General features: G+C 72.0%; 20 protein-coding genes. 5 read left to right on the plus strand and 15 right to left on the minus strand.

Features of this window, described 5'->3' with window-relative positions; genetic code table 11:
- Positions 1-25: 25 nt before the first annotated feature.
- Positions 26-988 carry a LysR family transcriptional regulator gene (locus FHX78_RS12815; protein WP_145867583.1) on the minus strand — a complete coding sequence of 321 codons (963 nt, stop codon included), beginning with the start codon at positions 986-988 and terminating at the stop codon, positions 26-28.
- A 63-nt stretch (positions 989-1,051) separates the two neighbouring features.
- Here FHX78_RS12815 and FHX78_RS12820 point away from each other — a divergent pair, with 63 nt between their 5' ends.
- Together FHX78_RS12820 and FHX78_RS12825 are read left to right on the plus strand one after the other, a co-directional pair.
- Positions 1,052-2,341, plus strand: coding sequence for an MFS transporter (locus FHX78_RS12820; RefSeq protein WP_145867584.1), 1,290 nt, complete (start codon positions 1,052-1,054; stop codon positions 2,339-2,341).
- Between the two features lie 166 nt (positions 2,342-2,507).
- Positions 2,508-3,521, plus strand: a complete 1,014-nt coding sequence (locus FHX78_RS12825) for a sigma-70 family RNA polymerase sigma factor (RefSeq protein WP_145867585.1) — start codon at positions 2,508-2,510, stop codon at positions 3,519-3,521.
- On the opposite strand, the gene FHX78_RS12830 is transcribed toward FHX78_RS12825, so the two are convergent.
- Complete coding sequence (locus FHX78_RS12830; protein ID WP_145867586.1) at positions 3,405-3,800, minus strand: STAS domain-containing protein; 396 nt, start codon at positions 3,798-3,800, stop codon at positions 3,405-3,407. The genes FHX78_RS12825 and FHX78_RS12830 overlap by 117 nt on opposite strands.
- A gap of 137 nt (positions 3,801-3,937) precedes the next feature.
- Between FHX78_RS12830 and FHX78_RS12835 the strand changes: the two genes are divergently transcribed.
- Positions 3,938-4,858: an AEC family transporter gene (locus tag FHX78_RS12835; RefSeq protein ID WP_145867587.1), complete on the plus strand. Its 921-nt coding sequence runs from the start codon at positions 3,938-3,940 to the stop codon at positions 4,856-4,858.
- A gap of 1 nt (position 4,859) precedes the next feature.
- On the opposite strand, the gene FHX78_RS12840 is transcribed toward FHX78_RS12835, so the two are convergent.
- From FHX78_RS12840 to FHX78_RS12900, 13 genes are all read right to left on the minus strand, one after another.
- Positions 4,860-5,444, minus strand: a complete 585-nt coding sequence (locus tag FHX78_RS12840) for a Uma2 family endonuclease (RefSeq protein WP_145867588.1) — start codon at positions 5,442-5,444, stop codon at positions 4,860-4,862.
- A 95-nt stretch (positions 5,445-5,539) separates the two neighbouring features.
- Entirely contained in the window at positions 5,540-6,817 is a 1,278-nt protein-coding gene (locus FHX78_RS12845) for a thymidine phosphorylase (protein ID WP_189908536.1), read from the minus strand.
- An 89-nt stretch (positions 6,818-6,906) separates the two neighbouring features.
- Entirely contained in the window at positions 6,907-7,305 is a 399-nt protein-coding gene (locus FHX78_RS12850) for a cytidine deaminase (RefSeq protein WP_145867590.1), read from the minus strand.
- The gene (locus FHX78_RS12855) at positions 7,302-8,576 is read right to left on the minus strand and encodes an ABC transporter permease (protein ID WP_145867591.1); all 1,275 of its coding nucleotides are present in this window, start codon (positions 8,574-8,576) and stop codon (positions 7,302-7,304) included. The genes FHX78_RS12850 and FHX78_RS12855 overlap by 4 nt, the downstream gene beginning before the upstream one ends.
- Positions 8,573-9,697 carry an ABC transporter permease gene (locus FHX78_RS12860; RefSeq protein WP_145867592.1) on the minus strand — a complete coding sequence of 375 codons (1,125 nt, stop codon included), beginning with the start codon at positions 9,695-9,697 and terminating at the stop codon, positions 8,573-8,575. The genes FHX78_RS12855 and FHX78_RS12860 overlap by 4 nt, the downstream gene beginning before the upstream one ends.
- Positions 9,697-11,256, minus strand: coding sequence for an ABC transporter ATP-binding protein (locus FHX78_RS12865; protein ID WP_145867593.1), 1,560 nt, complete (start codon positions 11,254-11,256; stop codon positions 9,697-9,699). The genes FHX78_RS12860 and FHX78_RS12865 overlap by 1 nt, the downstream gene beginning before the upstream one ends.
- A 194-nt stretch (positions 11,257-11,450) precedes the next feature.
- The gene (locus FHX78_RS12870) at positions 11,451-12,500 is read right to left on the minus strand and encodes a BMP family lipoprotein (protein ID WP_145867594.1); all 1,050 of its coding nucleotides are present in this window, start codon (positions 12,498-12,500) and stop codon (positions 11,451-11,453) included.
- Between the two features lie 264 nt (positions 12,501-12,764).
- Complete coding sequence (locus FHX78_RS12875) at positions 12,765-13,814, minus strand: BMP family lipoprotein (protein ID WP_145867595.1); 1,050 nt, start codon at positions 13,812-13,814, stop codon at positions 12,765-12,767.
- Between the two features lie 269 nt (positions 13,815-14,083).
- On the minus strand, positions 14,084-15,313 hold the full coding sequence (locus FHX78_RS12880; RefSeq protein WP_145871910.1) for a M20 family metallopeptidase: 1,230 nt from the start codon (positions 15,311-15,313) through the stop codon (positions 14,084-14,086).
- A gap of 339 nt (positions 15,314-15,652) precedes the next feature.
- A complete protein-coding gene (locus FHX78_RS12885) occupies positions 15,653-16,717 on the minus strand; it encodes a hypothetical protein (RefSeq protein ID WP_145867596.1) in 1,065 nt (354 codons plus the stop codon).
- Between the two features lie 49 nt (positions 16,718-16,766).
- Positions 16,767-17,702: an N-acetylneuraminate synthase family protein gene (locus FHX78_RS12890; RefSeq protein ID WP_145867597.1), complete on the minus strand. Its 936-nt coding sequence runs from the start codon at positions 17,700-17,702 to the stop codon at positions 16,767-16,769.
- A gap of 14 nt (positions 17,703-17,716) precedes the next feature.
- Positions 17,717-18,946 (minus strand): N-acylneuraminate cytidylyltransferase, encoded by a 1,230-nt coding sequence (locus tag FHX78_RS12895; protein ID WP_145867598.1) that lies wholly within the window; start codon positions 18,944-18,946, stop codon positions 17,717-17,719.
- 32 nt (positions 18,947-18,978) lie between these two features.
- Positions 18,979-20,322, minus strand: coding sequence for a DUF6716 putative glycosyltransferase (locus FHX78_RS12900; RefSeq protein WP_145867599.1), 1,344 nt, complete (start codon positions 20,320-20,322; stop codon positions 18,979-18,981).
- Between the two features lie 198 nt (positions 20,323-20,520).
- On the opposite strand from FHX78_RS12900, the gene FHX78_RS12905 reads away from it, so the two are divergent.
- The gene (locus FHX78_RS12905) at positions 20,521-21,507 is read left to right on the plus strand and encodes a glycosyltransferase family 2 protein (protein WP_145867600.1); all 987 of its coding nucleotides are present in this window, start codon (positions 20,521-20,523) and stop codon (positions 21,505-21,507) included.
- The gene (locus FHX78_RS12910; RefSeq protein ID WP_145867601.1) at positions 21,507-22,838 is read left to right on the plus strand and encodes an alpha-2,8-polysialyltransferase family protein; all 1,332 of its coding nucleotides are present in this window, start codon (positions 21,507-21,509) and stop codon (positions 22,836-22,838) included. Before FHX78_RS12905 ends, FHX78_RS12910 begins: the two co-directional genes overlap by 1 nt.
- The last annotated feature ends 4 nt before the right edge of the window (positions 22,839-22,842 follow it).

The following is a 22,842-nucleotide window of genomic DNA, read 5'->3' on the forward strand; positions in this document are numbered from 1 at the left end:
CCGTCCGGCTGTCCGCGCCCCCGGTTCACGTCGGCAGGAGGCTGCCCCGCTTCGACAGCAGGAACTTCTTGAAGGCGGTCACCGGCGGGGTGTCCGGGCGGCCCGCCAGCCAGGCCACGCCGATCTCCCGGGCGGCCTTCGGGGCCGTGACGCTCAGTTCGACCACGCCCGGACGGGGGAAGGCCGGCGGGGGCAGCAGGGCGACGCCCAGGCCCGCGGCGACCAGGCCGCGCAGGGTCTCGGCCTCCTCGCCCTCGAAGGCGACACGGGGCTTGAAACCGGCCTGCGCGCAGAGGTCGTCGGTGATGCGGCGCAGGCCGTAGCCGGGCTCCAGGGTCACGAACATCTCGTCGGCGGCCTCGGCCAGCCGGATGCGGCGGCGGCCGGCGAGCCGGTGGTCGGCCGGGACGACCAGGCGCAGTTTCTGCTCGTCGAGGCGGCGGGCGACGAGGTCGGGGGCGTCGGGCACCGGGGAGGTCAGGCACAGGTCGAGTTCGCCCGCGCGCAGGCGTTCCAGCATGGCCTCGCCGTAGTTCTGGACGAGGCTGAAGCGGATGCGCGGGTGGTCCGCGCGGAAGGCGTGCAGCAGGCCGGGCACGGTCTCGGCGCCCATGGTGTGCAGGAAGCCGAAGGCGACCTTGCCGGTGGCGGGGTCGGCGTCGGCGCGGACCTCGTCGGCGGCGCGTTCGATCTCGGCGAGGGCGCGCTCCACGGAGGCGAGGAAGGTGCGGCCGGCGGGGGTCAGGGAGACCGTGCGGCCGTGGCGGGCGAACAGGTCGACACCCAGGTCCTGTTCGAGGCGGACCATGGCCCGGGACAGGGTGGACTGCGGGACCTGCATCTCCTGCGCGGCGCGCGTGACGTGCTCGGTGCGGGCCACACCGGCGAAGTGGGCGAGGCGCGGCGCCAGCAGCCTCGACATGTCGGTGGTGTCTCGTGTGTCACTGCTCCGTGACAGCCGACCCCGTGACCTCTGCTCATGCACCATGGGAACGATTATGACGATTCCGTGCATTGGACGGATCAGCCGGGGCGTCCGTACGTTCGAGGCATGACTCCCGCCAGTACCGGGGCGTCCACCAGTGTGGGCGCCGTCGCTTCCGTTCCTCCGATCCAGCCCGTCCCCGAGGCCGTCTCCGCGTCCCGGATGTCCCCGGGCGGACCCGGTTACCGCCGGATGAGTCTCGCCCTGTTCCTCGCGGGTGTCGCGACCTTCGCGCTGCTGTACTCCACCCAGGCCCTGCTGCCGCTGATCTCCGCCGACTTCGCGGTGAGCGCGGGCGACGCGAGCTGGACGGTGGCGGCGGCCACCGGCGGCCTCGCGCTGTTCGTGCTGCCGATGAGCGCGCTGTCGGAGCGCTTCGGCCGCCGTACGGTCATGACGGCCTCCCTCGCCGTCGCGGTGACCGTCGGCCTGCTGGTGCCCTTCGCCCCGTCGCTGGAGGCGCTGGTGGTCCTGCGGGCGCTCCAGGGCGCGGCCCTGGCCGGGCTGCCCGCCTCGGCGACGGCGTACCTCGCGGAGGAGGTGACGCCCAAGGCGCTGGTGACCGCGATCGGGCTGTTCGTCGCGGGCAACAGCGTGGGCGGGATGAGCGGCCGGGTGATCACCGGCTGGGTGGCGCAGGAGTGGGGCTGGCGGGTCGCCGTCGGCGTGATCGGCGCGGTGGCGGTGGCGTGCGCGGTGGCCTTCCGGCTGCTGCTGCCGGCGCCGCGGCACTTCCGGCCGGGCTCGCTGCGGCCGCGCGTGCTGGCGCGCACCGTGCGGGACCACCTCGCCAACCCCCTGCTGCGGCGGCTGTACGCGATCGGCGCGCTGTTCATGACGGTGTTCGGCGGTGTGTACACGGTCATCGGCTACCGGCTGACCGAGGCGCCGTTCTCGCTGCCGCAGGGCATCGTCGGCTCGATCTTCCTGGTCTACCTGGTGGGCACGGTCTCGGCGTCGGCGGCGGGCCGGCTGGTGGGCCGGCTGGGCCGCCGGGGCGCGCTGTACGCGGGCGGCGGGACGACGGCGGCCGGGCTGCTGCTGTCGCTGGCCGGGTCGCTTCCGGTGGTGCTGCTGGGTCTGGTGCTGATCACGGCGGGCTTCTTCGCGGGGCACGCGGTGGCGTCGTCGGCGGTCGGGAAGACGGCGACGACGGGGCGTGCGCAGGCGTCGGCCCTGTACCAGTCCGCCTACTACGTCGGTTCCAGCGTGGGCAGCACGGTGGGGGCGCTCGCGTTCCACTCGGGCGGCTGGGCCGGGACGGTGGCGGTCGGCCTGGTGGCGGTGGCCGGAGTCGCGGCGATCACCCTGGCGGGAACGCGCGCGGCGGCACGGGCGGTGGCCCGGCCTGCCTGACCCCCTCCCGTCCCCCGAGCTTCGGACCCCGGGGGACGGAACGGGAAACGGCCCCCTGAGCTGCGATGTCTCGCGCTCGGGGGGCCGTTGTCAGTGGCCTGCGGTAGCTTCCGAAGTGCCGGGTGCGATGGCGCGCCCCGAGGACGCCACATGGGGTGGGTGGACGATGACGAACGGCACGGCGACGACGGACCTGGACACCAGGCTGGAAGCACACCGCGTCGAGCTGACCGGGTACTGCTACCGGATGCTCGGTTCCTCCTTCGAGGCGGAGGACGCGGTGCAGGACACGATGGTCCGCGCCTGGCGCGGCTACGCCACGTTCGAGGGCCGTTCCAGCCTGCGTTCCTGGCTCTACCGGATCGCGACCAACGTCTGTCTGGACATGCTGGCGGCGGGCAACAAGCGCGCCCGCCCGATGGACCTGACGGAGTCCACCCCGCTCGCGCAGGCGGCCCTGTCGCCCCGTCCCGACCACACCTGGCTGGAGCCGATGCCCGACGCGAGGGTGCTGCCCACGCCCACCGACCCGGCGGAGGCCGCGGTCGCCAAGGAGTCGGTGCGGCTCGCGTTCATGGCCGCGCTCCAGCAGCTGCCCGCCAAGCAGCGGGCGGTGCTGATCCTGCGCGAGGTGCTGGCCTGGAAGGCGAGCGAGGTCGCGGAGCTGCTGGACACCTCGGTCGCGTCGGTCAACAGCGCGCTCCAGCGCGCCCGGGCGACGCTCGCCGAGCGGCGGCAGCCGGGCGCCGACGCGTCGGTGTCCGACCCGCTGGACGAGGAGCAGCGGAAGCTGCTCGACCGCTACGTCGCGGCGTTCGAGGGCTACGACATGACGGCGCTGACCGCGCTGCTGCACGAGGACGCCATCATGACGATGCCGCCGTTCGACCTGTGGCTGACCGGCCCCGCCGACATCACGGGTTTCATGACGACACTGGGCGCGCCCTGCGCGAACTCGCGGCTGGTGCCCGTCCAGGTCAACGGGCTGCCCGGGTTCGCGCAGTACAAGCCCGACCCGGACAGCGGCGGTTTCGTCCCATGGGCGGTGCAGGTGCTGGAGATCTCAGACGACCGGATCACCGGGTTCCACTGCTTCCTGGACACCCAGCGGTGGTTCCCGCTGTTCGGGCTGCCCCTCCGTCTCGAAGCGGAGGCCGACCAGGTCGAGCAGGGCGCATAGGGTCGGGGAGGGGTCGCGCAGCCGGATCCGGCCCCCGGCTCTGCGGGCGGTGAGCTGGAGCCGGGCGAGCAGGTCCACGGCGGCGAGCCCGGGCGGTCCGAGACCGCCGACGTCGCAGACGACCACCCCGCCCGGCCCGCCGCCGCCCCTCTCCAGCAGGGCCCGCAGCGCGTCGCAGGGCCCGCTCACCCCGTCCCGGGCGAGGGGGCCGCTGAGCACGAGTACGGGCGGTGTCATGGCGTCCACGATCGGTAGACCGGCGGTGCGCGCGTAACTCATCGCGCCGGTCCGCGGCGTCCCGCGCCGGAAGGATCACATTGACCTGGGCATGCCCCTCCCCGGAGAGTTGGGTGTATGCGCCATAGATCATCCCCGCCCGCGGTGTCCGGTGCCCTTCGCCTCCGCGAGGAGCTGCCGTGCAGGGGGTGCTGAGCGGGTTCCTGGTGATCGCCGTCGTCATCGGCGTCGGCTACGTCATCGGCCGCCGGGGGTATCTCGGCGCACAGGGCCGCGAGGTCCTGACCAAGCTGGCGTTCCACGTGGCCTCGCCCGCCCTGCTGTTCACCACGCTCGCCCGGGCCGACCTGTCGGTGGTCTTCTCCAGCCGGCTGCTGGTCACCGCGCTGAGCACGGCGGCGGTGGCGGGCGTCTTCGTCGCGGTGGGTGTGGTGCGCGGCTGGGGCGTGGGCCACACCACCATCGGCGCCCTGTGCTCCAGCTACGTCAACTCCGGCAACCTGGGCATCCCCATCGCGGTGTACGTCCTCGGGGACGCCTCCCTCGTGGCTCCGGTGCTGCTGTTCCAGCTGGTCGGGGTCACCCCGATCGCGCTGACGATCCTCGACCTGTCGACGGCGGGCGAGAAGCGGCCGTTGTGGCGGCGGGTCCTGACACCGTTGCGCAATCCGGTCGCGGTCGCGTCGCTGGCGGGGGTGGCGGTGTCGGCGGCCGGGATCGGGATACCCGGCCCGGTCTGGGACCCGATGACGCTGATCGGCAACATGGCGGTGCCCGCCGTGCTCCTCGCCTTCGGCATCTCGCTGCGCGGCAGCACCCTGCCCCTGCGGGGCGGTGACCGGGGCGCCGTCCTGCTCGCCGTGGCGCTGAAGGCGGTGGGCCAGCCGCTGGTGGCCTGGGTGCTGGGGGCCGGCGTCTTCGGGCTGCGCGGGGCGCATCTGCTGGACGTGGTGGTGACCTCGGCCCTCCCGGCCGCGCAGAACCTCTTCACGTACGCGAGCAGCTACCGCGTGGGCGAGAAGCTGGCCCGGGAGGCGATCCTCGTCTCCACGGTGCTCTCGGTGCCGGTACTGGTGGTGGTCGCGGCGCTGCTGGGGTGACTCAGGCCTCGGGGAACTCGCCGGTGTCGATGACCAGGTCGAAGGGGGCGGGGAGCTTGATCGGCTCACCGAACTTCGCGGTGCTCAGGGGACGGTGGACGTCACCCTTCGGTTCACCGTAGAGCGTCACGGCCGGGCCGTCGGGGGCCCAGCGGTCGACGAGGAGGTACAGCGGGATACCCGCGGTGGCGTAGGCGGCGGGCTCGCTGACGCGGTCGTCACGGGCGTTGGACTTCGAGGTGACCTCGACGACCAGTTCGGCGAGGGCGGCGGGGATGTGGGTGTCCGACTCCGTGTGCTCCCGTACCGGGGCCACCACGAGGTCCGGGATCAGCATGCCCAGACGCGAGGGCACAGCGATGGCCAGGGTCTGGAAGATCTCCCAGTCGTCGGGGATCACGGAGTAGAGGCGCCGCTGAATGCGGGCCGCGATCACGTTGTGACGGTAGGCGGGAGCGGGTGACACGGTGATGATCCCCTCAATGATCTCCACCTTGCTGCCCTCGGGCCATTCCATCCCCTCCCAGAACCGGACGAGGTCGTTCCAGCTCTGCTCGGGGTCCTGGCTCACGGTGAGTGCGCTCACGACGGTCCCCAATCGGTGCGTCACCGAGTCCAGCATGCCGAACGGGACCGGTGGGGGTCCACCGGTCCCGTTCACCCGAAAGGGGAAACTCCAGGTCAGGCGATGCGTTCCAGCACCACCGGCGTGGCGGAGAAGTCCGTGCCGGGGGCCGCGATGTCGTACGAGCCCTCGACCGCCTGGAGCGCGTACGCGAAGCGGTCCGGGGTGTCCGTGTGGAGGGTGAGGAGGGGCTGGCCCTCCGTCACCGTGTCGCCGGGCTTGGCGTGCATCTCGACGCCCGCGCCCGCCTGCACCGGGTCCTCCTTGCGGGCGCGGCCCGCGCCGAGGCGCCAGGCGGCGACACCGATGCCGTAGGCGTCCAGGCGGGTCAGGACGCCGGAGGCGGTGGCCTTCACCACGTGCTGCTCCCGGGCGACCGGCAGCTCCGCGTCCGGGTCGCCGCCCTGGGCGGCGATCATGCGGCGCCAGACGTCCATCGCGGAGCCGTCGGCGAGGGCCTTCGCCGGGTCGGCGTCGCGCAGGCCCGCCGCGTCCAGCATCTCGCGGGCGAGGGCGAGGGTCAGCTCGACGACGTCCGCCGGACCGCCGCCCGCCAGGACCTCCACCGACTCGCGGACCTCCACGGCGTTGCCCGCGGTCAGGCCGAGCGGGGTGGACATGTCGGTGAGCAGGGCGACCGTCTTCACGCCGGAGTCGGTGCCCAGGCCGACCATCGTGGCGGCCAGCTCGCGGGCGTCGTCGATCGTCTTCATGAAGGCGCCGGTGCCGACCTTCACGTCGAGGACCAGGGAGCCGGTGCCCTCCGCGATCTTCTTCGACATGATCGAGGAGGCGATGAGCGGGATCGCCTCGACCGTGCCCGTGACGTCCCGGAGGGCGTAGAGCTTCTTGTCCGCCGGGGCCAGTCCGTCGCCCGCCGCGCAGATCACGGCGCCGGTGCCGTCCAGCACCGACAGCATCTCCTCGTTGGAGAGCAGGGCGCGCCAGCCGGGGATGGACTCCAGCTTGTCGAGGGTGCCGCCGGTGTGGCCGAGGCCGCGACCCGACAGCTGCGGGACGGCCGCGCCGCAGGCCGCGACGAGCGGGGCCAGCGGGAGGGTGATCTTGTCGCCGACGCCGCCGGTGGAGTGCTTGTCGGCGGTGGGGCGGGAGAGCGAGGAGAAGTCCATGCGCTCGCCGGAGGCGATCATCGCGGCGGTCCAGCGGGCGATCTCGCCCCGGTTCATGCCGTTGAGCAGGATCGCCATGGCGAGGGCCGACATCTGCTCGTCGGCCACCTCCCCGCGGGTGTACGCGTCGATGACCCAGTCGATCTGCTCGTCACTGAGTTCGCCGCGGTCCCGCTTGGTGCGGATGACGGAGATGGCGTCCATGGCCATGGCTGGCGTTCCTTCCGGGGTGCGAAGGGTACGGCCCCCGCGAACGACGGTAACGGCAGTCGCTCACAGGGGCCGTACGGGAGTTACTTGGTGAGGTACTGCGGGCCGAAGGCCTGGGGCAGCATCTCCGACAGCGGCAGGATGCCCGCCGGGGTCTCCAGCAGCAGTCCGGGGCCGCCGAACTCGTACAGCAGCTGGCGGCAGCGGCCGCACGGGACGAGGATCTCGCCCCTGCCGTCCACGCAGGTGAAGTGCGTGAGCCGGCCGCCCCCGGTGCGCTGGAGCTCGGAGACCAGTCCGCACTCGGCGCACAGGCCGAGACCGTACGAGGCGTTCTCGACGTTGCAGCCGGAGACCGTGCGTCCGTCGTCGACCAGGGCGGCGACGCCGACCGGGTAACCCGAGTAGGGGGCGTAGGCGTGGGACATGGCGTCCCGCGCGGTGGCGCGCAGCGCCTCCCAGTCGACGTCGGCCGCGGTCACTTGCCCTGTCCCTTCCGGTACGGCATGCCGTTGGCCCTCGGCATCCGCAGCCGCTGCGCGGACAGGGCGAGGACGACCAGGGTGATGACGTACGGCGTGGCGGAGACGACCTGGTTGGGGACCTCGTTGGTGCCGGCGTACCAGGCGAAGACGAGGGCGCCGATGACCAGGGTGATCACCGCCTGGACGTACTTCTTGCGGACCACCAGCCAGATCGCGCCGATGAGCAGCAGCAGCGCGCCGAGCAGCAGCAGGGCGTGCACGTTGGCGGAGCCGCCGCGCAGGTTGAGGCTGTCGGTGTAGCCGAAGAGGCCGGCGCCGATGGCGAGGCCGCCGGGCATCCAGTTGCCGAAGATCATCGCGGCGAGGCCGATGTAGCCGCGGCCGCTGACCTGGCCCTCCAGGTAGAAGGGGTTGGCGACGAGGGAGAGGAAGACGCCGCCGAGGCCGGCCAGACCGCCGGAGATGATCACGGCCAGGTACTTGTACTTGTAGACGTTGACGCCGAGGGACTCGGCCGCGATCGGGTTCTCGCCGCAGGAGCGCAGCCTGAGGCCGAAGGCGGTGCGCCACAGGATCCACCAGGTCGCGGGGATGAGCGCGACGGCGATCAGGGTCAGCCAGGAGACGTCGGTGACCAGTCCGCCGAGCAGGCCCGCGATGTCGGAGACCAGGAACCAGCCCTTGTCGTTGAGGTCCCGGAGTCCGTCGGAGAGTCCCGGCACGGTGAAGTGGCCGAGGGACTCGATCGCCGGGGACTGCTTGGCGGAGCCGCCCGGGTGGCCCTCGAAGGCCAGCGGGGCGAGGTAGCGGGTGGCGCCGAGGGCGAGGATGTTGATGGCCACGCCGGAGACGATGTGGTTGACGTTGAAGGTGACGGTGACGAGCGCGTGCAGCAGGCCGCCGATCGCGCCGCCGATGATGCCGACCAGGACGCCGGTCCACGGGCCCCACTGGAATCCGGCCCAGGCACCGAACCAGGTGCCCATGATCATCATGCCTTCGAGGCCGATGTTGACGACGCCCGCGCGCTCGGCCCACAGGCCGCCGAGGCCGGCCAGGCCGATCGGCACGGCGAGCTGGAGGGCGGTGGACATCTGGCTGACGTTGGTGATGCCGTCCGCGCCGGTGATCAACCGGACGATCGAGGTCAGCGCCAGGGCTCCGGCGATGACCAGGAGCAGGACGGGCCAGGACAGGCGGCGGCCGGTCTTGGGTGCGTGCTCCAGCGACGGCTGGTTGACGTCGGTCGCTGTGGTCGGTGCGGTCATCGGCCGGCCACCTCCTTCGTGGTGTTGTTGTCGGCGCCCAGGACGTGACCGGCGGCGAGCTCGGCGCCGACCCGGCGCTGCTGGCGGCGCAGGCCCCACTCGCGGACGGCCTCGTAGGAGACGACGACGGAGAGGACGATCAGGCCCTGCATGATGACCGCGATCTCCTTGTCGTAGCCGTGGAAGTCCAGCTCGGGCGAGGCCTTGTCGAGCCAGGCCCACAGCAGGGCCGCGAAGGCGATGCCGACCGGGCTGTTGCGGCCGAGCAGGGCGATGCCGATGCCGAGGAAGCCGATGCCGGTGGGGAAGTTGAGGCTGTAGGTGTGGGTGTCGCCCATCAGGATGGGCAGGCCCGCGAGTCCGGCGATGGCACCGGAGATCAGCATGGCGGTGAGCACCATGCGCTTGGGGTCGACGCCGCTGGCCGCGGCGGCGGACTCGGAGGCGCCGGAGGCGCGCAGGTCGAAGCCGAAGCGGGTGCGGTTGAGGACGACCCAGTAGCCGATGCCGAGCAGGACGGCCAGGATGACCAGGCCGTAGATCTCGCCGGCCTCGCCCATGTCGATGCCGGGGATCCAGCCGGACTCGTGCATCTCGCCGGTGGTGTTGTTGTTGCCGACCTTGACGCCGAAGACGGTGGGCAGCCACAGGTAGCCGATGACGGAGGTCGCGATCGCGTTGAGCATGATCGTGGCGACGACCTCGCTGACGCCCCGGGTGACCTTGAGGACACCGGCGATGCCGGACCAGAAGGCGCCGGTGAGCACGGCGGTCAGGAGCAGCAGCGGGATCTGCAGGGCGGCCGGGAGGGCTGCGTGGGCGCCGACGATGGCGGCCATCATGGCGGCGAGCTGGTACTGGCCGTCGACGCCGATGTTGAAGAGGTTCATCCGGAAGCCGATGGCCACCGCGAGGGCCGCGATGTAGTACATCGACGCCTGGTTGATGATCAGGACCTGGATGTCGGAGAACCCGGCCTGCTCGAACATCAGGGCGAACGGCTCGACCGGGTTCTTGCCGGAGGCGAGCAGCACGATCGCGCTGAGGGCGAAGGCCACGGCGAGCGCGATGACCGGCCCGGCCACCGCGAGCAGCACGCGCTCCTTGTCGAACTTCTTCATCAGCGGGCCTCGTCTTCCGCACCCGGGCCGCCGTCGGCCGGGGTCTCCTCGTGCTCCAGGTGTCCGGAGGCGGCGCCGGTCATGGCGGTGCCGAGTTCCTCCGGGGTGATGGTGGCGGGGTCGGCGTCCGCGACCAGCTTGCCGTCGTAGATCACCCTCAGGGTGTCGGACAGGCCGATGAGCTCGTCCAGGTCGGCGGAGATCAGCAGCACGGCCAGGCCCTCGCGGCGGGCCTCGCGGATGTGGTCCCAGATCGCGGCCTGCGCGCCGACGTCCACACCGCGGGTGGGGTGGGCGGCGATCAGGAAGCGCGGCTCGTGGCTCATCTCGCGGCCGACGATCAGCTTCTGCTGGTTGCCGCCGGACAGGGAGGCGGCGGTGACGTCGATGCCGGGGGTGCGGACGTCGTACTCCGTCACGATCCGGCGGGTGTCCTCCTGGGCGGCCTTCGGGTCCAGCCAGACGCCCTTGGCGTTGGGCCGCTCCGTGACGTGGCCGAGGATGCGGTTCTCCCAGAGGGGGGACTCCAGGAGCAGGCCGTGGCGGTGGCGGTCCTCGGGGATGTAGCCGATGCCCTGCTCGCGGCGGCGGCGGGTGGGCCAGGCGGTGATCTCCTCGTCGGCCAGCCGGATGACGCCGGAGTCGGCGTGCTTGAGGCCGATGAGGGCGTCGACCAGCTCGGTCTGGCCGTTGCCCTCCACGCCGGCGATGCCCAGGACCTCGCCCGCGTGGATGGTGAAGCTGATGTCGTCCAGCAGGGCCTTGCCGCCGGGGGCGGTCAGGCGCAGCGTGTCGACGGTGAGGACGGGCCGGTCGGTGACCGTGGACTCGGCGGTCTCCGGGGTCGGCAGTTCGCTGCCGACCATCATCTCGGCGAGCTGGCGGGGGGTGGTCTCGGCGGGGACGGCGGTGCCGACCGTGGTGCCGCGACGGATGACGGTGATCTCGTCGGCGACGGAGAGGACCTCGCCCAGCTTGTGGGAGATGAAGATGACCGACAGGCCCTCGGCCTTCAGCTCGCGCAGGTTGTCGAAGAGCGCGTCGACCTCCTGCGGGACGAGGACGGCGGTGGGCTCGTCGAGGATCAGGGTGGTGGCGCCGCGGTAGAGGACCTTGAGGATCTCCACGCGCTGGCGAGCGGCCACGCCGAGCTCCTCGACCAGGACGTCGGGGCGCACGCCGAGGCCGTAGCGGTCGGAGAGTTCCCTGATCTTGCGGCGGGCCTTCGCGCCGATGCCGTACAGCTTCTCGCTGCCGAGGACGACGTTCTCCAGGACGGTGAGGTTGTCCGCGAGCATGAAGTGCTGGTGCACCATGCCGATGCCGCGGACGATCGCGTCGGCGGGCGAGGAGAAGCTCACCTGTTCGCCGTGGATCGCGATGGTGCCCTCGTCCGGCTTCTGCATGCCGTAGAGGATCTTCATCAGGGTCGACTTGCCGGCGCCGTTCTCCCCGACCAGGGCGTGGACGGTGCCCTTGCGGACGGTGAGGTGGATGTCGTGGTTGGCCACGACACCCGGGAAGCGCTTGGTGATCCCGGCGAGCTCGACGGCGGTCACCGATTCGTTGACCGCCGCTCCGGCCGGAGGGCTGCTGGACGCGTTGATGGCGCACTCTCCTGGGGACGGGGGCCGTCTACGCGCGTAGTGCCCCTACGGCATGCAAAGCGGTGGCGCACCGAACCGACGGGGTACGGGGAGCCCGACTCCCCGTACCCCGTCGAGCGGACGCGACCCCGCGGTTACTCGGGTGGTCAGCTCGACTTGACCTTGATCTCGCCGCTGACGATCTTCTCCTTGGCCGTCTCGATGGCTTTCTGGAGCTCGGCGTCGTCCGCGAACTTCGGGTTGGAGTTCGACAGGCTCACCTCACCCGTCTTCAGATCGCCCCTGACGATACCGGTCTCGGGCTTGCCGTCCTCGACCGACTTCGCCAGGTTGTACACCGCCTTGGCGACGTCCTTCATCGCCGAAGTGAGGATCGAGTCCTTGTACTTGGCGAGGGCTTCCTGCCGGTACTGGTCGGAGTCGACGCCGATCGCCCACACCTTGTTGGCGGCGGCGGCCTCGATGACGCCCTGACCGGACAGACCGGCGGCCGCGTAGATGACGTCGGCCTTCTTCTCGATCTGGCCCTCGGCGGCGGTCTTGCCCTTGTCGGGGCTGGAGAAGCCGCCCTCCTCGGCCGTCTGCGTCAGGTACTGCGAGACGACCTTCACCTTGGCGTCGGTGTCCTTGACGCCCTGCTCGAAGCCCGCCTGGAACTTGTGGATCAGCGGGATGTCCACACCGCCCACGAAGCCGACCGTGTCGGTCTTGGTGCTCTTGGCGGCGGCGACGCCGGCCAGGTAGGAGGCCTGCTCCTCGGAGAAGACCAGGTCGGCCACGTTCTCCGCCTCGATCGTGGCGTCGTCCACGATGCCGAAGGTGGTGTCCGGGAACTTCTCCGCGGCGCCCTTGACGGCGGCGGCGTAGGCGTAGCCCACACCGATGACCGGGTTGTAGCCCTGCTTCGCCAGCGACGCCAGGCGCTGCTCCTTGTCGGCGTCCGTCTCGCCCTCGGTGGGCTCGACGTCGGCCGTCTCGTAGCCGAACTCCTTCTTCGCCTGCTCCAGGCCCGCGTACGCGGCGTCGTTGAAGGACTGGTCGCCCTTGCCGCCGACGTCGTAGGCGATGGCGAGGCCCTTGTCCCCCTTCGACTCCGAGGAGCTGGAAGAGGTCGAGGTGCCGCCGCAGGCGGAGAGGGCGAGGGCCAGGGAGGCGGTCGCTGCGCCTGCGACCGTGATCCGGGAAATCCGGCGCATGAGTGGTGCTCCTAGGGTCGTACAAGCGCCGGGGACAGGTCGGCTACGGCGCTGGCTTCGCCGCAGATTAACGCGCGTAGACCTGCCTGAAAACCCCTTCTGTCCACCTTGTTATGCGCCCGTGGCCAACCCGGCGCCGAGCCCTGGTCACGGCCTTGCCGTTCGCGAACGGGAGGTGGCGGTGGGTGAGCGGACGCGCGGACGGCGGAGCGGGCGGGCACCCGGGGTGCCCGCCCGCTCCACGGTCATCGGCCGCGCCGGCCGCTACTGCTCCGTCCGGACCTTGATGGAGCCGTCGATGATGCCTTCCTTGGCCTTGGCCACGGCGTCCGTCAGGCCCGTCACCTCGGCCATCTTCGGGTTGCTCTCCGACAGGCCCACGCCGTTCACCTTCAGGTCGAAGACCTGGGTGCCGGTCAGCGGCTTGTCGTCGTGCACCGACTTGGCCAGCGCGTACACCGCGCCGCCGACGTCCTTCAGGGCGGAGGTGAGGATGTAGTCCTTGTAGGCCGCGAGGGCTTCCTGCCGGTACTGGTCGGAGTCGACACCGATCGCCCAGACCTTCGCCTTGGCGGCGGCCTCGATCACACCCTGACCGGACAGACCGGCCGCCTGGTAGACCACGTCGGCGTTCTTCTCGATCTGGCCCTCGGCGGCGGCCTTGCCCTTGTCGGGGCTGGAGAAGCCGCCCTCCTCCGCGGTCTGCGTCAGGTACTGCGGGATCACCTTCACCTTGGCGTCGGTGTCCTTGACACCCTGCTCGAAGCCCGCCTGGAACTTGTGGATCAGCGGGATGTCCACACCGCCCACGAAGCCGACCGTTTTGGTCTTGGTGGCCTTGGCGGCGGCGACGCCGGCCAGGTACGAGGCCTGCTCCTCGGCGAAGACCAGGGAGGCGACGTTGTCGCCCTCGACGACGGAGTCGACGATGCCGAAGGTGGTGTCCGGGTACTTCGCGGCGACGGCCTTCATCGCGGGGCCGTAGGCGAAGCCGACGCCGATGACCGGGTCGTAGCCCTGGCGGGCCAGCGAGGCCAGGCGCTGCTCCTTGTCCGCGTCGGTCTCGCCCTCGGTGGGCTCGACGTCGGCGGTCTTGTAGCCGTACTCGTCCTTGGCCTTGGTGAGGCCGGCGTACGCGGCGTCGTTGAAGGACTGGTCGCCCTTGCCGCCGATGTCGTAGGCGATGGCGAGACCGAGGTCCTCCTTGGGGCCGCTGTCGCCCTTGTCACTGCTGGTGCCACCGCAGGCGGTGGCGGCGAGTGCGAGCGACGCGACCCCCACCGCGACGCGGGTCAGTTTGGATATCCGACGCATCTGAAGTTCCCCATTCTCCAAAGCCCCGCAGCGGGTGCTCGGTTCGGCGCACATTAACGCGCGTAGACACTCCTGGGAACGGGGTACCGCGGGGCCGTTATCCATTCGTGCCGATGGCCGGTTACGCCCTTGTGAACCAGGGGGCCGTAGGGGACCGAAAGGGGCGATCGGCGGGACGCGCATGCCTGGGCGGCACGCCCCACGGTGCCCCTCCCCCGCCCGGCACGCAAGCGGAGCGCGCGGACGGGGGACGGACGGAGCGGCGGTGGTCAGCGCAGGGCGTCCAGCAGGGCGGCGGCGGTGAAGAGCTCCACGCCCACCGTGATGGCGTGCTCGTCGACGTCGAAGTCGCCCTGGTGCAGGTCGCGCACGGTGCGCTCGCCGGGGGTGCGGACGCCGAGGCGGGCCATCGCGCCCGGGACGCGCTCCAGGTACCAGGAGAAGTCCTCGCCGCCGAGGCTCTGCTCGGTGCCCTCGACCGACTCCACGCCGCGCCGGGCGATCATGGCGTCGCGCAGCAGCTCGGTGGCGCCGGCCTCGTTGACGACCGGCGGGACGCCGCGCACGTAGGTGATCTCCGACTTGGCGCGGTGCAGGTTGGCGACCTCGTCGATGGCCGCGACCACCAGGTCGGGGGCCTGCCGCCAGGTCTCCAGGTCCAGGCAGCGCACGGTGCCGGACAGTTCGGCGTGCTGCGGGATGACGTTGGGCGCGTGGCCCGACTCGACCCTGCCCCAGGTCACGGCGAGTCCGCTGCGGCTGTCGACGCGCCGGCCGATCAGGGCGGGCACGTCGGTGACGACACGGGCGGCGGCGGTGACGAGGTCGGTGGTCAGGTGCGGGCGGGCGGTGTGGCCGCCGGGGCCGTCGAGGGCGATCTCCAGCCGGTCGCAGGCGGAGGTAATGGCACCCTCGCGCAGACCGATCCTCCCGGCGTCGACGCGGGGGTCGCAGTGCACGGCGATGATCCGGCCGATGCCGTCGAGCGCGCCGTCCTCGATGGCGTCGGCGGCGCCGCCGGGCAGCACCTCCTCCGCGGGCTGGAAGATCAGCCGCACGGGGCGGGGCAGCAGGCCCTGCCGGTGCAGCTCGGCCAGGACGAGTCCGGCGCCGAGCACCACGGTGGTGTGCACGTCGTGACCGCAGGCGTGGGCGCGGTCGGGCACGGTGGACCGGTAGGAGCACCCGGCCTTCATGTCGGGGATGGGCAGGCCGTCGATGTCGGCGCGCATCGCGAGCATCGCCGAGTCGGTGCCGGCCTCGCCGTCGGTGCCGATGTCACAGATCACGCCGGTCCCGCTGGACAGAACGCGGGGCCTGAGGCCGGCCCGCTCCAGTCGTTCCTTGATCGCGGCGGTGGTGCGGAACTCCTGGTTGCCGAGCTCCGGGTGCATGTGCAGGTCGCGGCGGAACGCGACCAGCTCGGCACGCAGGGCCTCGGGCAACGCGCCGGGGAGCACCGCTCCACCGGGGAGGTCGACCTCGGTCTCCAGTGACATCAGTGGTTTCACCCTTTGAAGAGTAGGGCGCCGGAGCCCACGACTGACCCTCGATCAAGAAAAATCAGCCCGTTGGGCGCAGAAAATTCGGCGTCCCTACGCATAGCTGTCGGTTGCGATGGGTAGAATCAGCGCCTTTTTGCGAGGGTATCGGCTGATGGCCTGCCGGGCCGTGATGCCGTTCACACCCCGCGCATGCTTTCCGGCACCTGTCCACTCCTCACGGTTACCACGATCGGCCGAAGCCACGCGGACCGGTTCATCCGGCCTACGCCGAACGCCCCGCCGGCGCGTTCGGCACCGGTCGGGGCGGGAGGGCGGGGAGGGCGGCCGGGCGGGTCAGACCGCCGGTGCCGTCCGCAGGTGGTGGGCGTCCCGGGCCGTGTCCGTGACGTTGGACAGGAAGCCCTGGGCACGGGGGGAGGCCGTCTTGGTCAGCCAGGCCGGGTCTATGTCGCACACCGAGACGCGCACGCCGGTGCCGCTCAGGGCGAGGGGCAGGGTGTGGACGACCGTGGAGGGGAAACTGAGGACGGTGCGGCCGATCGGGCCGCGGCGGGCGATCAGCTCCAGGGGGAGTTCCGGGCGGACGATCTCCAGGCCGGTCTCGACGGCCAGGCGGTGCAGCTTCTCGGTGCTCTCGCGGCGGTGGGCGAAGTAGCGCCGCGCGCCGTGGGTCCTCGCCAGGGAGCGGACGGCCCCGAGATAGGCGTCGGCGTCCACCACGCCGGTCTCCACCAGGGAGGTGCCCACCATGTCGGCGCCCTGGGTGACGCTCGGCGGGCCGAAGCGGTCCCGGGTCCAGGCGAAGGTGTGGGCGCTGACGGTCACCCCGGGCGGGGTGTCCGCCATGGGCATCGAGGTGAACACCTCGACGGCGCGCTTCCCTCCCGGGGTGAGCCGGCGCCGGGCGACGGCGGAGACGGGGGCGAGGACCAGGTCCCGGGGGCCGGGGCGGCCGCCCTTGCGGTGCCAGCGCACCAGGCGTTCGCCCCGGGCCAGCTGGCCGACGAACTCCATGGTCGCCGTGCCGTCGTCGACGACGACGAGGTCACGGGCCCGGGTGATGGTCAGCAGCAGCTGGACGTAGCGCGAGAAGGGGTCGCCGAGGACGATCCGGGTGGCCCGGCGCAGCAGGCGCGCCAGTCCGCCGACGGTCTGCACCGGGGCGCCCGCCCCTCCCCGCGCCTCCTCCCAGCGGACCTCGTGGCCCTCCTCGCGGGCCAGCTCGGCCATGCGGCGCAGCTGACCGCGGGTCATCGGATCGACCGGGGACAGCACCACGAGGGTGAGCCCCACGCCGGGCGCATGCGCGTGCGCCCACTCCAGCACGTTGAGCAGTTGTACCGGGCTCTCGACGAAGGCGAGAGTGTGGGGGCCGGGCCGGCCGGCGCGGGGGCTCATCGACGTAGGACCGTTCCCGTCGTCGTCAGGTGGGGGTGGGTGCGGTGCGTCAGACGGCCAGCGGCTCGCCGGCGGCGGTCGCGATCTCCGCCTCGGCGACGGCACCGGTGACGCGGCGCAGCTTCTTCATCGGGCCCAGCTCGGACTCGTAGACCTTCTTCACGCCGTCGCCGAGGGAGGCCTCGATGGTGCGGATGTCGCGGACCAGGCGGGTCAGGCCCTGCGGCTCGACGGAGGCGGCCTGGTCGGAGCCCCACATGGCGCGGTCGAGGGTGATGTGGCGCTCGACGAAGACGGCGCCGAGGGCGACGGCGGCGAGGGTGGTCTGCAGGCCGGTCTCGTGGCCGGAGTAGCCGATCGGGACGTTCGGGTACTCCTGCTGGAGGGTGTTGATCACACGGAGGTTCAGCTCCTCCGCCTTCGCCGGGTAGGTGGAGGTGGCGTGGCAGAGCAGGATGTTGTCGCTGCCCAGGACCTCGACCGCGTGGCGGATCTGCTTCGGGGTGGACATGCCGGTGGAGAGGATGACGGTGCGGCCGGTGGCGCGCAGGGCGCGCAGCAGCTCGTCGTCGGTGAGGGAGGCGGAGGCGACCTTGTGGGCCGGCACGTCGAACTTCTCCAGGAAGGCGACGGCCTCGGTGTCCCACGGGGAGGCGAACCAGTCGATGTTCTTGGACTTGCAGTACTCGTCGATCTGGCGGTACTCGTCCTCGCCGAACTCCACGCGGTGGCGGTAGTCGATGTACGTCATCCGGCCCCAGGGGGTGTCGCGCTCGATGTCCCACTGGTCGCGCGGGGTGCAGATCTCCGGGGTGCGCTTCTGGAACTTGACCGCGTCACAGCCGGCCTCGGCGGCGGCGTCGATCAGCTTGAAGGCGTTCTCGAGGTCGCCGTTGTGGTTGATGCCGATCTCGCCGGTGACGTAGACGGGGCGGCCGGGGCCGGCCTCGCGCGAACCGAGGGTGCGGATGCGGGAGTTGCTCATGACAGGGGGTTTCCTTACTTGGGGAGGGAATCGAGAGAGGGACCGAGGATCCAGCCGGCGATCTCTCGGATCGCGCCCTCACCACCGGGCAGGGTGGTGACCGCGCGTGCGGCGCCGCGTACGACGTCGTGGGCGCTCGCGACCGCCACGGGCCAGCCCACGAGGGCGAAGCACGGGAGGTCGTTGACGTCGTTGCCGACGTAGAGCACGCGCTCCGGCGCGATGCCCTGCTCCTCGCACCACTGCTTCAGCGCGAGGTCCTTGCGGTCGATGCCGTGCAGCACGGGCAGCTTGAGCTTGCGCGCGCGGGCGGCGACGACCGGGTTCTGTTCCGTGGACAGGATCAGCAGCTTCAGGCCGCTGCGGCGCAGGGCCGCGATGCCGAGTCCGTCCCCGCGGTGCACGGAGACGAACTCCCGTCCGTCGGAGTCGATCAGCACCCGGTCGTCGGTCTGGGTGCCGTCGAAGTCGAGGACGACCGCGTCGATGTCGTCGGCGGTCGGGAGGGCGCCGGGCCGCTCCGCGTCGAAGAGCGGGGCGAGGGCGCGGGCCCGGGCGAGGTCGTGCGGGTCGTCGACCTCCAGGACGCGGGCCGGGTCGGTGCGCACGAGTTCGGTGCGGCCGAAGAACCGGTGCCGGTGCTCGCGGAAGCCGGCCGCGTCCATCGCGTAGGCGGCGCCGGTCTCCAGGAAGTCCTGGGGGCGGTCCTGGCGGCGGGGGCGGAAGGACTTGTCGTGGTTGACGCCGTGACCGCCGTCGGCCGCGTCGTCGCCGTCGCGCCAGACGAAGCCGTGGAACGGGGCGACGGTCACCGCGGTGTCGGCGCCCTGCTCGACGACCGCGCCGGCCACCCCGTCGATGTCCTCGCGGACCAGGAAGGGGCTGGTGCACTGCACGAGCAGGACGACGTCCACGGGGGCGCCGTGCAGGGCCTCGTGGGAGTCCATGGCGTGCAGCACGGCGGCCTCGGAGGTGGCGGTGTCACCGGCGATGGCGGCGGGCCGCAGCACGACCTCGGCGCCGGCCTGCCGGGCGGCGGCCGCGATGGCCTGGTCGTCGGTGGAGACCACGACGTCGGTGATGTGGCGGGCGGCCCGGCACTCGCGCACGGCGCGCGCCACCAGGGGCACGCCGCCGACCGGGGCGAGGTTCTTCGCGGGCACGCCCTTGGAGCCGCCGCGCGCGGGGATCACGGCGAGCACCCGGCGCACCGCGGCGCCCTGGCCCGCTTGCGGGTGGGACATGGGATCAGCTCCTTGAGCGGAGGTCGGGGCGGTCACAGCTCGCCCATCCGGCGGATCACCGGGGCCACGCGCTGCACGCCGTGCCGGTAGGCGCCGCGCGCCGCCCGGCGCACGATCTGCCGGACCGGTCCGGGCTCCTTGTCGGCGGCGGGGGCGCCGGGCAGCGGGGTGCCGTCCGGGCCCAGGTGGTGGCGGGCGAGGATGCCGGGCAGGTAGCCGGGCGCGGTGACGGGTGTGTAGTACGGGGTCAGCGGGGGCAGTCCGCCGGGCCGGGCGAGCAGCTTGGCGATGCGTTCGCGGGCGGTGTCGAAGGCCGTGTCGTACGAGCCGTCGGCGGCGACGCCCTGCCGTGCCACCCAGTCCTCGTCGGGTTCCGGGCGGTGTCCGGCGTCGAGCTGGTCCCACGAGGCGAGGCAGCCGGAGCCGACGAAGTGGTGGTTGCCGAGGGCTTCCCGGATGCCGAGGTCGGTGAGGACCGCGGTGGGGACGCGGCGGTGCAGCGACTCCAGGGCGGCCGTGGAACTGACCGTGACCAGCAGGTCGGTGCGGTCCAGGACCTCGCCCATGTGCCCGTAGACCAGGCGGAAGTTGGGCGGCAGGTCGAGCCGCTGGGACAGCTTCTGGTAGGGCAGTTCCTCGATGTGGGTGGTGTGCTCGCCGGGCTTGGAGCGCAGCTTGAGCAGCACTTCGCGCTCGGGGTGCCGGCGGGCGTGCTGCACCAGCCGGTTCAGCAGGTACGTACGGTCCTTGCGGCTGTCCGGCACGGAGGGCTGGGCGGCGAAGACGACCGTGTAGGGGTCGTGCTCACCGGTGTAGGGGGCGCCGCCGAGGAAGGGCAGCGCCACCTCGGTGACCGAGCCGGCGTCGGCGCCCACTCCCTCGTACACGGCGCGGAAACGGTCCGCGTCCTGGCGGGAGTTGGCGAGCACCAGGTCGGCGCCGTGGCGCAGCAGCAGGCCGTCGGCGAGCTTCTCGTAGACGACACCGACGTATCCGGTGACGACGACGGGACGCCGCGGGCGGTCCTCCCAGACCCGCTTGAGGCCGTGCAGCATCGCCTGCACGCCCCCGCCGACCAGGGAGAGCACGAGGAGGTCGTAGGGCTCCTCGCGCATGGCGCGCAGGAACTCGACCGCGGTGACCTCGCGGAGCGAGTCGGCGGTGACGCCGACCTCGCCGAGCTGGCGGGCGGTGGGGGTGGCGCGGCCCCGCAGCAGGAATCCGTCCAGACGGATGTCGGCACCGCCGGCCGTGTCGCCCGGAATTCCGGGCGCGGACGGCGCGATGCGGTTCGCGGTGAGCGCGCCCCATTTCCACCGGGTGTCGGAATCCGCGAGGACCGCCACCCTGAGGGGCTTCGTTGCACTTGCTGGCACGTCGAAGACGCTAGGAAGCGAATTCTAGGTATGGCCCAACCGTGAATCAACGAAAAGTTAACAACAGCCCACCGAGAGCCGAACTGGCCTGCCGGGAAGCCGGAAGTACACACGGTGCACCGTACCGACACATCGAGTTCACCTCCCGTACGGGCGCCGGAAAGTTGCCGAGCCGGGCCGCCTCCTAGTGTTTTGCGGGTGCCGAAGCTTTCCGTGATCGTCCCGTTCTACAACGTTCAGCGATACGCGCCCGACACCCTGAGAAGTCTCCGCGCGAACGCCCGGCCGGATTTCGAGTTCGTTCTGGTCGACGACCATTCCGAGGACGGGACGCCGGCGATTCTCGAGCGTGCGGCCGAGGACCTCGCGGACGTCGCCCAGGTGCGCCACATCCGTCATGACAGGAATGGCGGGATCGCCACCGCGCGCAACACCGGGCTGGACGCGGCGCGGGGCGAGTACCTGGCGTTCCTGGACGGGGACGACTGGCTCGCTCCCGGCTACCTGTCCGAACTGGTCGCGGCCGCCGAGCGGTTGGGCTGCGACTTCGTGCGCACCGACCATGTGCGGGTCACCGACCGCGCCCGGTCCGTGCGCCGGGTCCCGGTCGGCCTGCGCGACGAGGTGCTGAACCCGCGGGACGCCATCCTGCCCGCGGACCGGACGACCTCGGTGGACTACGTGTCCGTCTGGGCCGGCGCCTACCACCGGCGGCTGCTGGAGCGGGGGCTGCTGCACTTCACCGAGGGGCTGCACACGGCCGAGGACCGGCCGTGGACCTGGAAACTGCACCGCGAGGCGGAGTCGTTCGCGGTGATCAACCTGCTGGGCGTGTTCTACCGCCGCGGGGTCACCTCCTCGCTCACCCGCATCGGTGACGCCCGCCAGCTCGACTTCATCCGCGCCTTCGACCAGATCGTCGAGGAGACGGCGGCGGACCGGGACGCCGGGCGGCTGCTGCCCAAGGCGGTGCGGCAGTACTGCGCGATCATGGCGCACCACCTGGCCGAGGAGGACAAGTTCGAACCGGCCGTGGCGCGGCGGCTGCGGGCGATGAGCGCGGCGGCGCTGCGCCGCATGCCGCAGGACGCGCTCGACGACGTACTGGGGAGCATGGACATGGAGCGTTCCGCCCGGCTGCGACGGCTGCGGCGCCGGACCGGCACCGCGAGGGAGGCCGTCTGATGTCCCGCACGACCCAGATCTTCTGCGTCTCGACCCTGTACGGCCTGGCCACGCTGGCGGCGGCGATCGAGTCCGACTGCTTCGCGGAGGCGGAGCGGCGGGTGCTGCTGGTCTGCGCCGACTCCGCGGTCCCGGAGACCGCGCCGGCGCTGGACGGGATGCCGGGCTTCGCGCCGCTGCGCGACCACTTCGACGACGTGCTCTCCTGGAACGAGGCGATCACACCCTTCCACCCGGCGGCCTGGACGCCGCGCGCCGAGGACGTCCCGCTCCTGGAGCGGCATCTGCGGCGGCTGTGGGGGCTCGGCGACGACCGTGTGGAGCTGGTCCTGGAGTCCCTCCCGGTTCCCCCCGCCCTCGCGGTGGCGCAGGTGTTCACCGGGGCGCCGGTCCATGTGTACGCCGACGGGCTGATGACGTACGGCCCCACGCGCGGCAGGCTCGACCCGCTGGTGGGCACGCGCGTGCGGCAGGTGCTGCACCTGGACCTGGTGCCGGGCCTCACGCCGATGCTGCTGCGCGAGTTCGGCGTGCCGGCCCGCGTGGTGCCGACGGACGCCTTCCTGAAGGCGGTCGGTGAGATCGCGGCGGCCACCGACGGGGTGCCCGAGGTGCCGGACGGCTCGGCGCTGCTGATCGGCCAGAGCCTGTCCGCGCTCGGCGTCCTCTCGGCCGGGGAGGAGGAGGACCTGCATCTGCGGATGCTGCGGGGCGCGGTCGGACGCGGCCACCGCACCCTCTTCTTCAAGCCGCACCCGGCCGCGCCGGCCCCGTACAGCCGTGCGCTGGAGACCGAGGCGGACCGGCTCGGGGCGTCCCTGACCGTCCTGGACTCCGCCGTCCTCGCCGAGGCGCTGTTCGAGAAGTCCCCGCCCGCGCTGGTCGTCGGCTGCTTCTCGACCGCGCTGTTCACGGCGTCCGCGCTGTACGGCCTGCCGGTCGCCCGCACCGGCACCGGGCAGCTCCTGGAGCGGCTCACGCCCTATCAGAACGGCGACCGGGTGCCGGCCGTCCTGGCCGACGCGCTGCTGCCGGACCTGGAGTCCGGCCGGGGTGCGGCGGCCCTTCCCGCGGACGAGCTGGACGCCCTGGTCACCACGCTGGGCTTCACCATGCAGCCGCAGGTCCACCCGGCGCTGCGGCCGGTCGCCGAGCGGTACCTCGCCCGGCACTTCGGGCCGCGCACCCGGCACTGGTTCAAGCGCAAGCGGCTCACCTCGCTGGGTCTGCCCGGCGGCATCCCGCGGCGGCTGGCGTTCCTGCCCCGCAACGCCGCCGCGCGCCGGATGGTGCGGCGGGCGCGGGCGCTGAAGAAGGCCGTGCGGCGCTGACGGG

The organism is Streptomyces capillispiralis (assembly GCF_007829875.1).
In the GTDB taxonomy this organism is placed as follows: Bacteria; Actinomycetota; Actinomycetes; order Streptomycetales; family Streptomycetaceae; genus Streptomyces; species Streptomyces capillispiralis.

Coding starts and splice junctions, on each gene's coding strand:
- FHX78_RS12815 (WP_145867583.1), bottom strand. CDS start 988: ATGGTGCATGAGCAGAGGTCACGGGGTCGGCTGTCACGGAGCAGTGAC.
- FHX78_RS12820 (WP_145867584.1), top strand. CDS start 1,052: ATGACTCCCGCCAGTACCGGGGCGTCCACCAGTGTGGGCGCCGTCGCT.
- FHX78_RS12825 (WP_145867585.1), top strand. CDS start 2,508: ATGACGAACGGCACGGCGACGACGGACCTGGACACCAGGCTGGAAGCA.
- FHX78_RS12830 (WP_145867586.1), bottom strand. CDS start 3,800: ATGAGTTACGCGCGCACCGCCGGTCTACCGATCGTGGACGCCATGACA.
- FHX78_RS12845 (WP_189908536.1), bottom strand. CDS start 6,817: ATGGACGCCATCTCCGTCATCCGCACCAAGCGGGACCGCGGCGAACTC.
- FHX78_RS12855 (WP_145867591.1), bottom strand. CDS start 8,576: ATGACCGCACCGACCACAGCGACCGACGTCAACCAGCCGTCGCTGGAG.
- FHX78_RS12860 (WP_145867592.1), bottom strand. CDS start 9,697: ATGAAGAAGTTCGACAAGGAGCGCGTGCTGCTCGCGGTGGCCGGGCCG.
- FHX78_RS12870 (WP_145867594.1), bottom strand. CDS start 12,500: ATGCGCCGGATTTCCCGGATCACGGTCGCAGGCGCAGCGACCGCCTCC.
- FHX78_RS12875 (WP_145867595.1), bottom strand. CDS start 13,814: ATGCGTCGGATATCCAAACTGACCCGCGTCGCGGTGGGGGTCGCGTCG.
- FHX78_RS12880 (WP_145871910.1), bottom strand. CDS start 15,313: ATGTCACTGGAGACCGAGGTCGACCTCCCCGGTGGAGCGGTGCTCCCC.
- FHX78_RS12885 (WP_145867596.1), bottom strand. CDS start 16,717: ATGAGCCCCCGCGCCGGCCGGCCCGGCCCCCACACTCTCGCCTTCGTC.
- FHX78_RS12890 (WP_145867597.1), bottom strand. CDS start 17,702: ATGAGCAACTCCCGCATCCGCACCCTCGGTTCGCGCGAGGCCGGCCCC.
- FHX78_RS12895 (WP_145867598.1), bottom strand. CDS start 18,946: ATGTCCCACCCGCAAGCGGGCCAGGGCGCCGCGGTGCGCCGGGTGCTC.
- FHX78_RS12910 (WP_145867601.1), top strand. CDS start 21,507: ATGTCCCGCACGACCCAGATCTTCTGCGTCTCGACCCTGTACGGCCTG.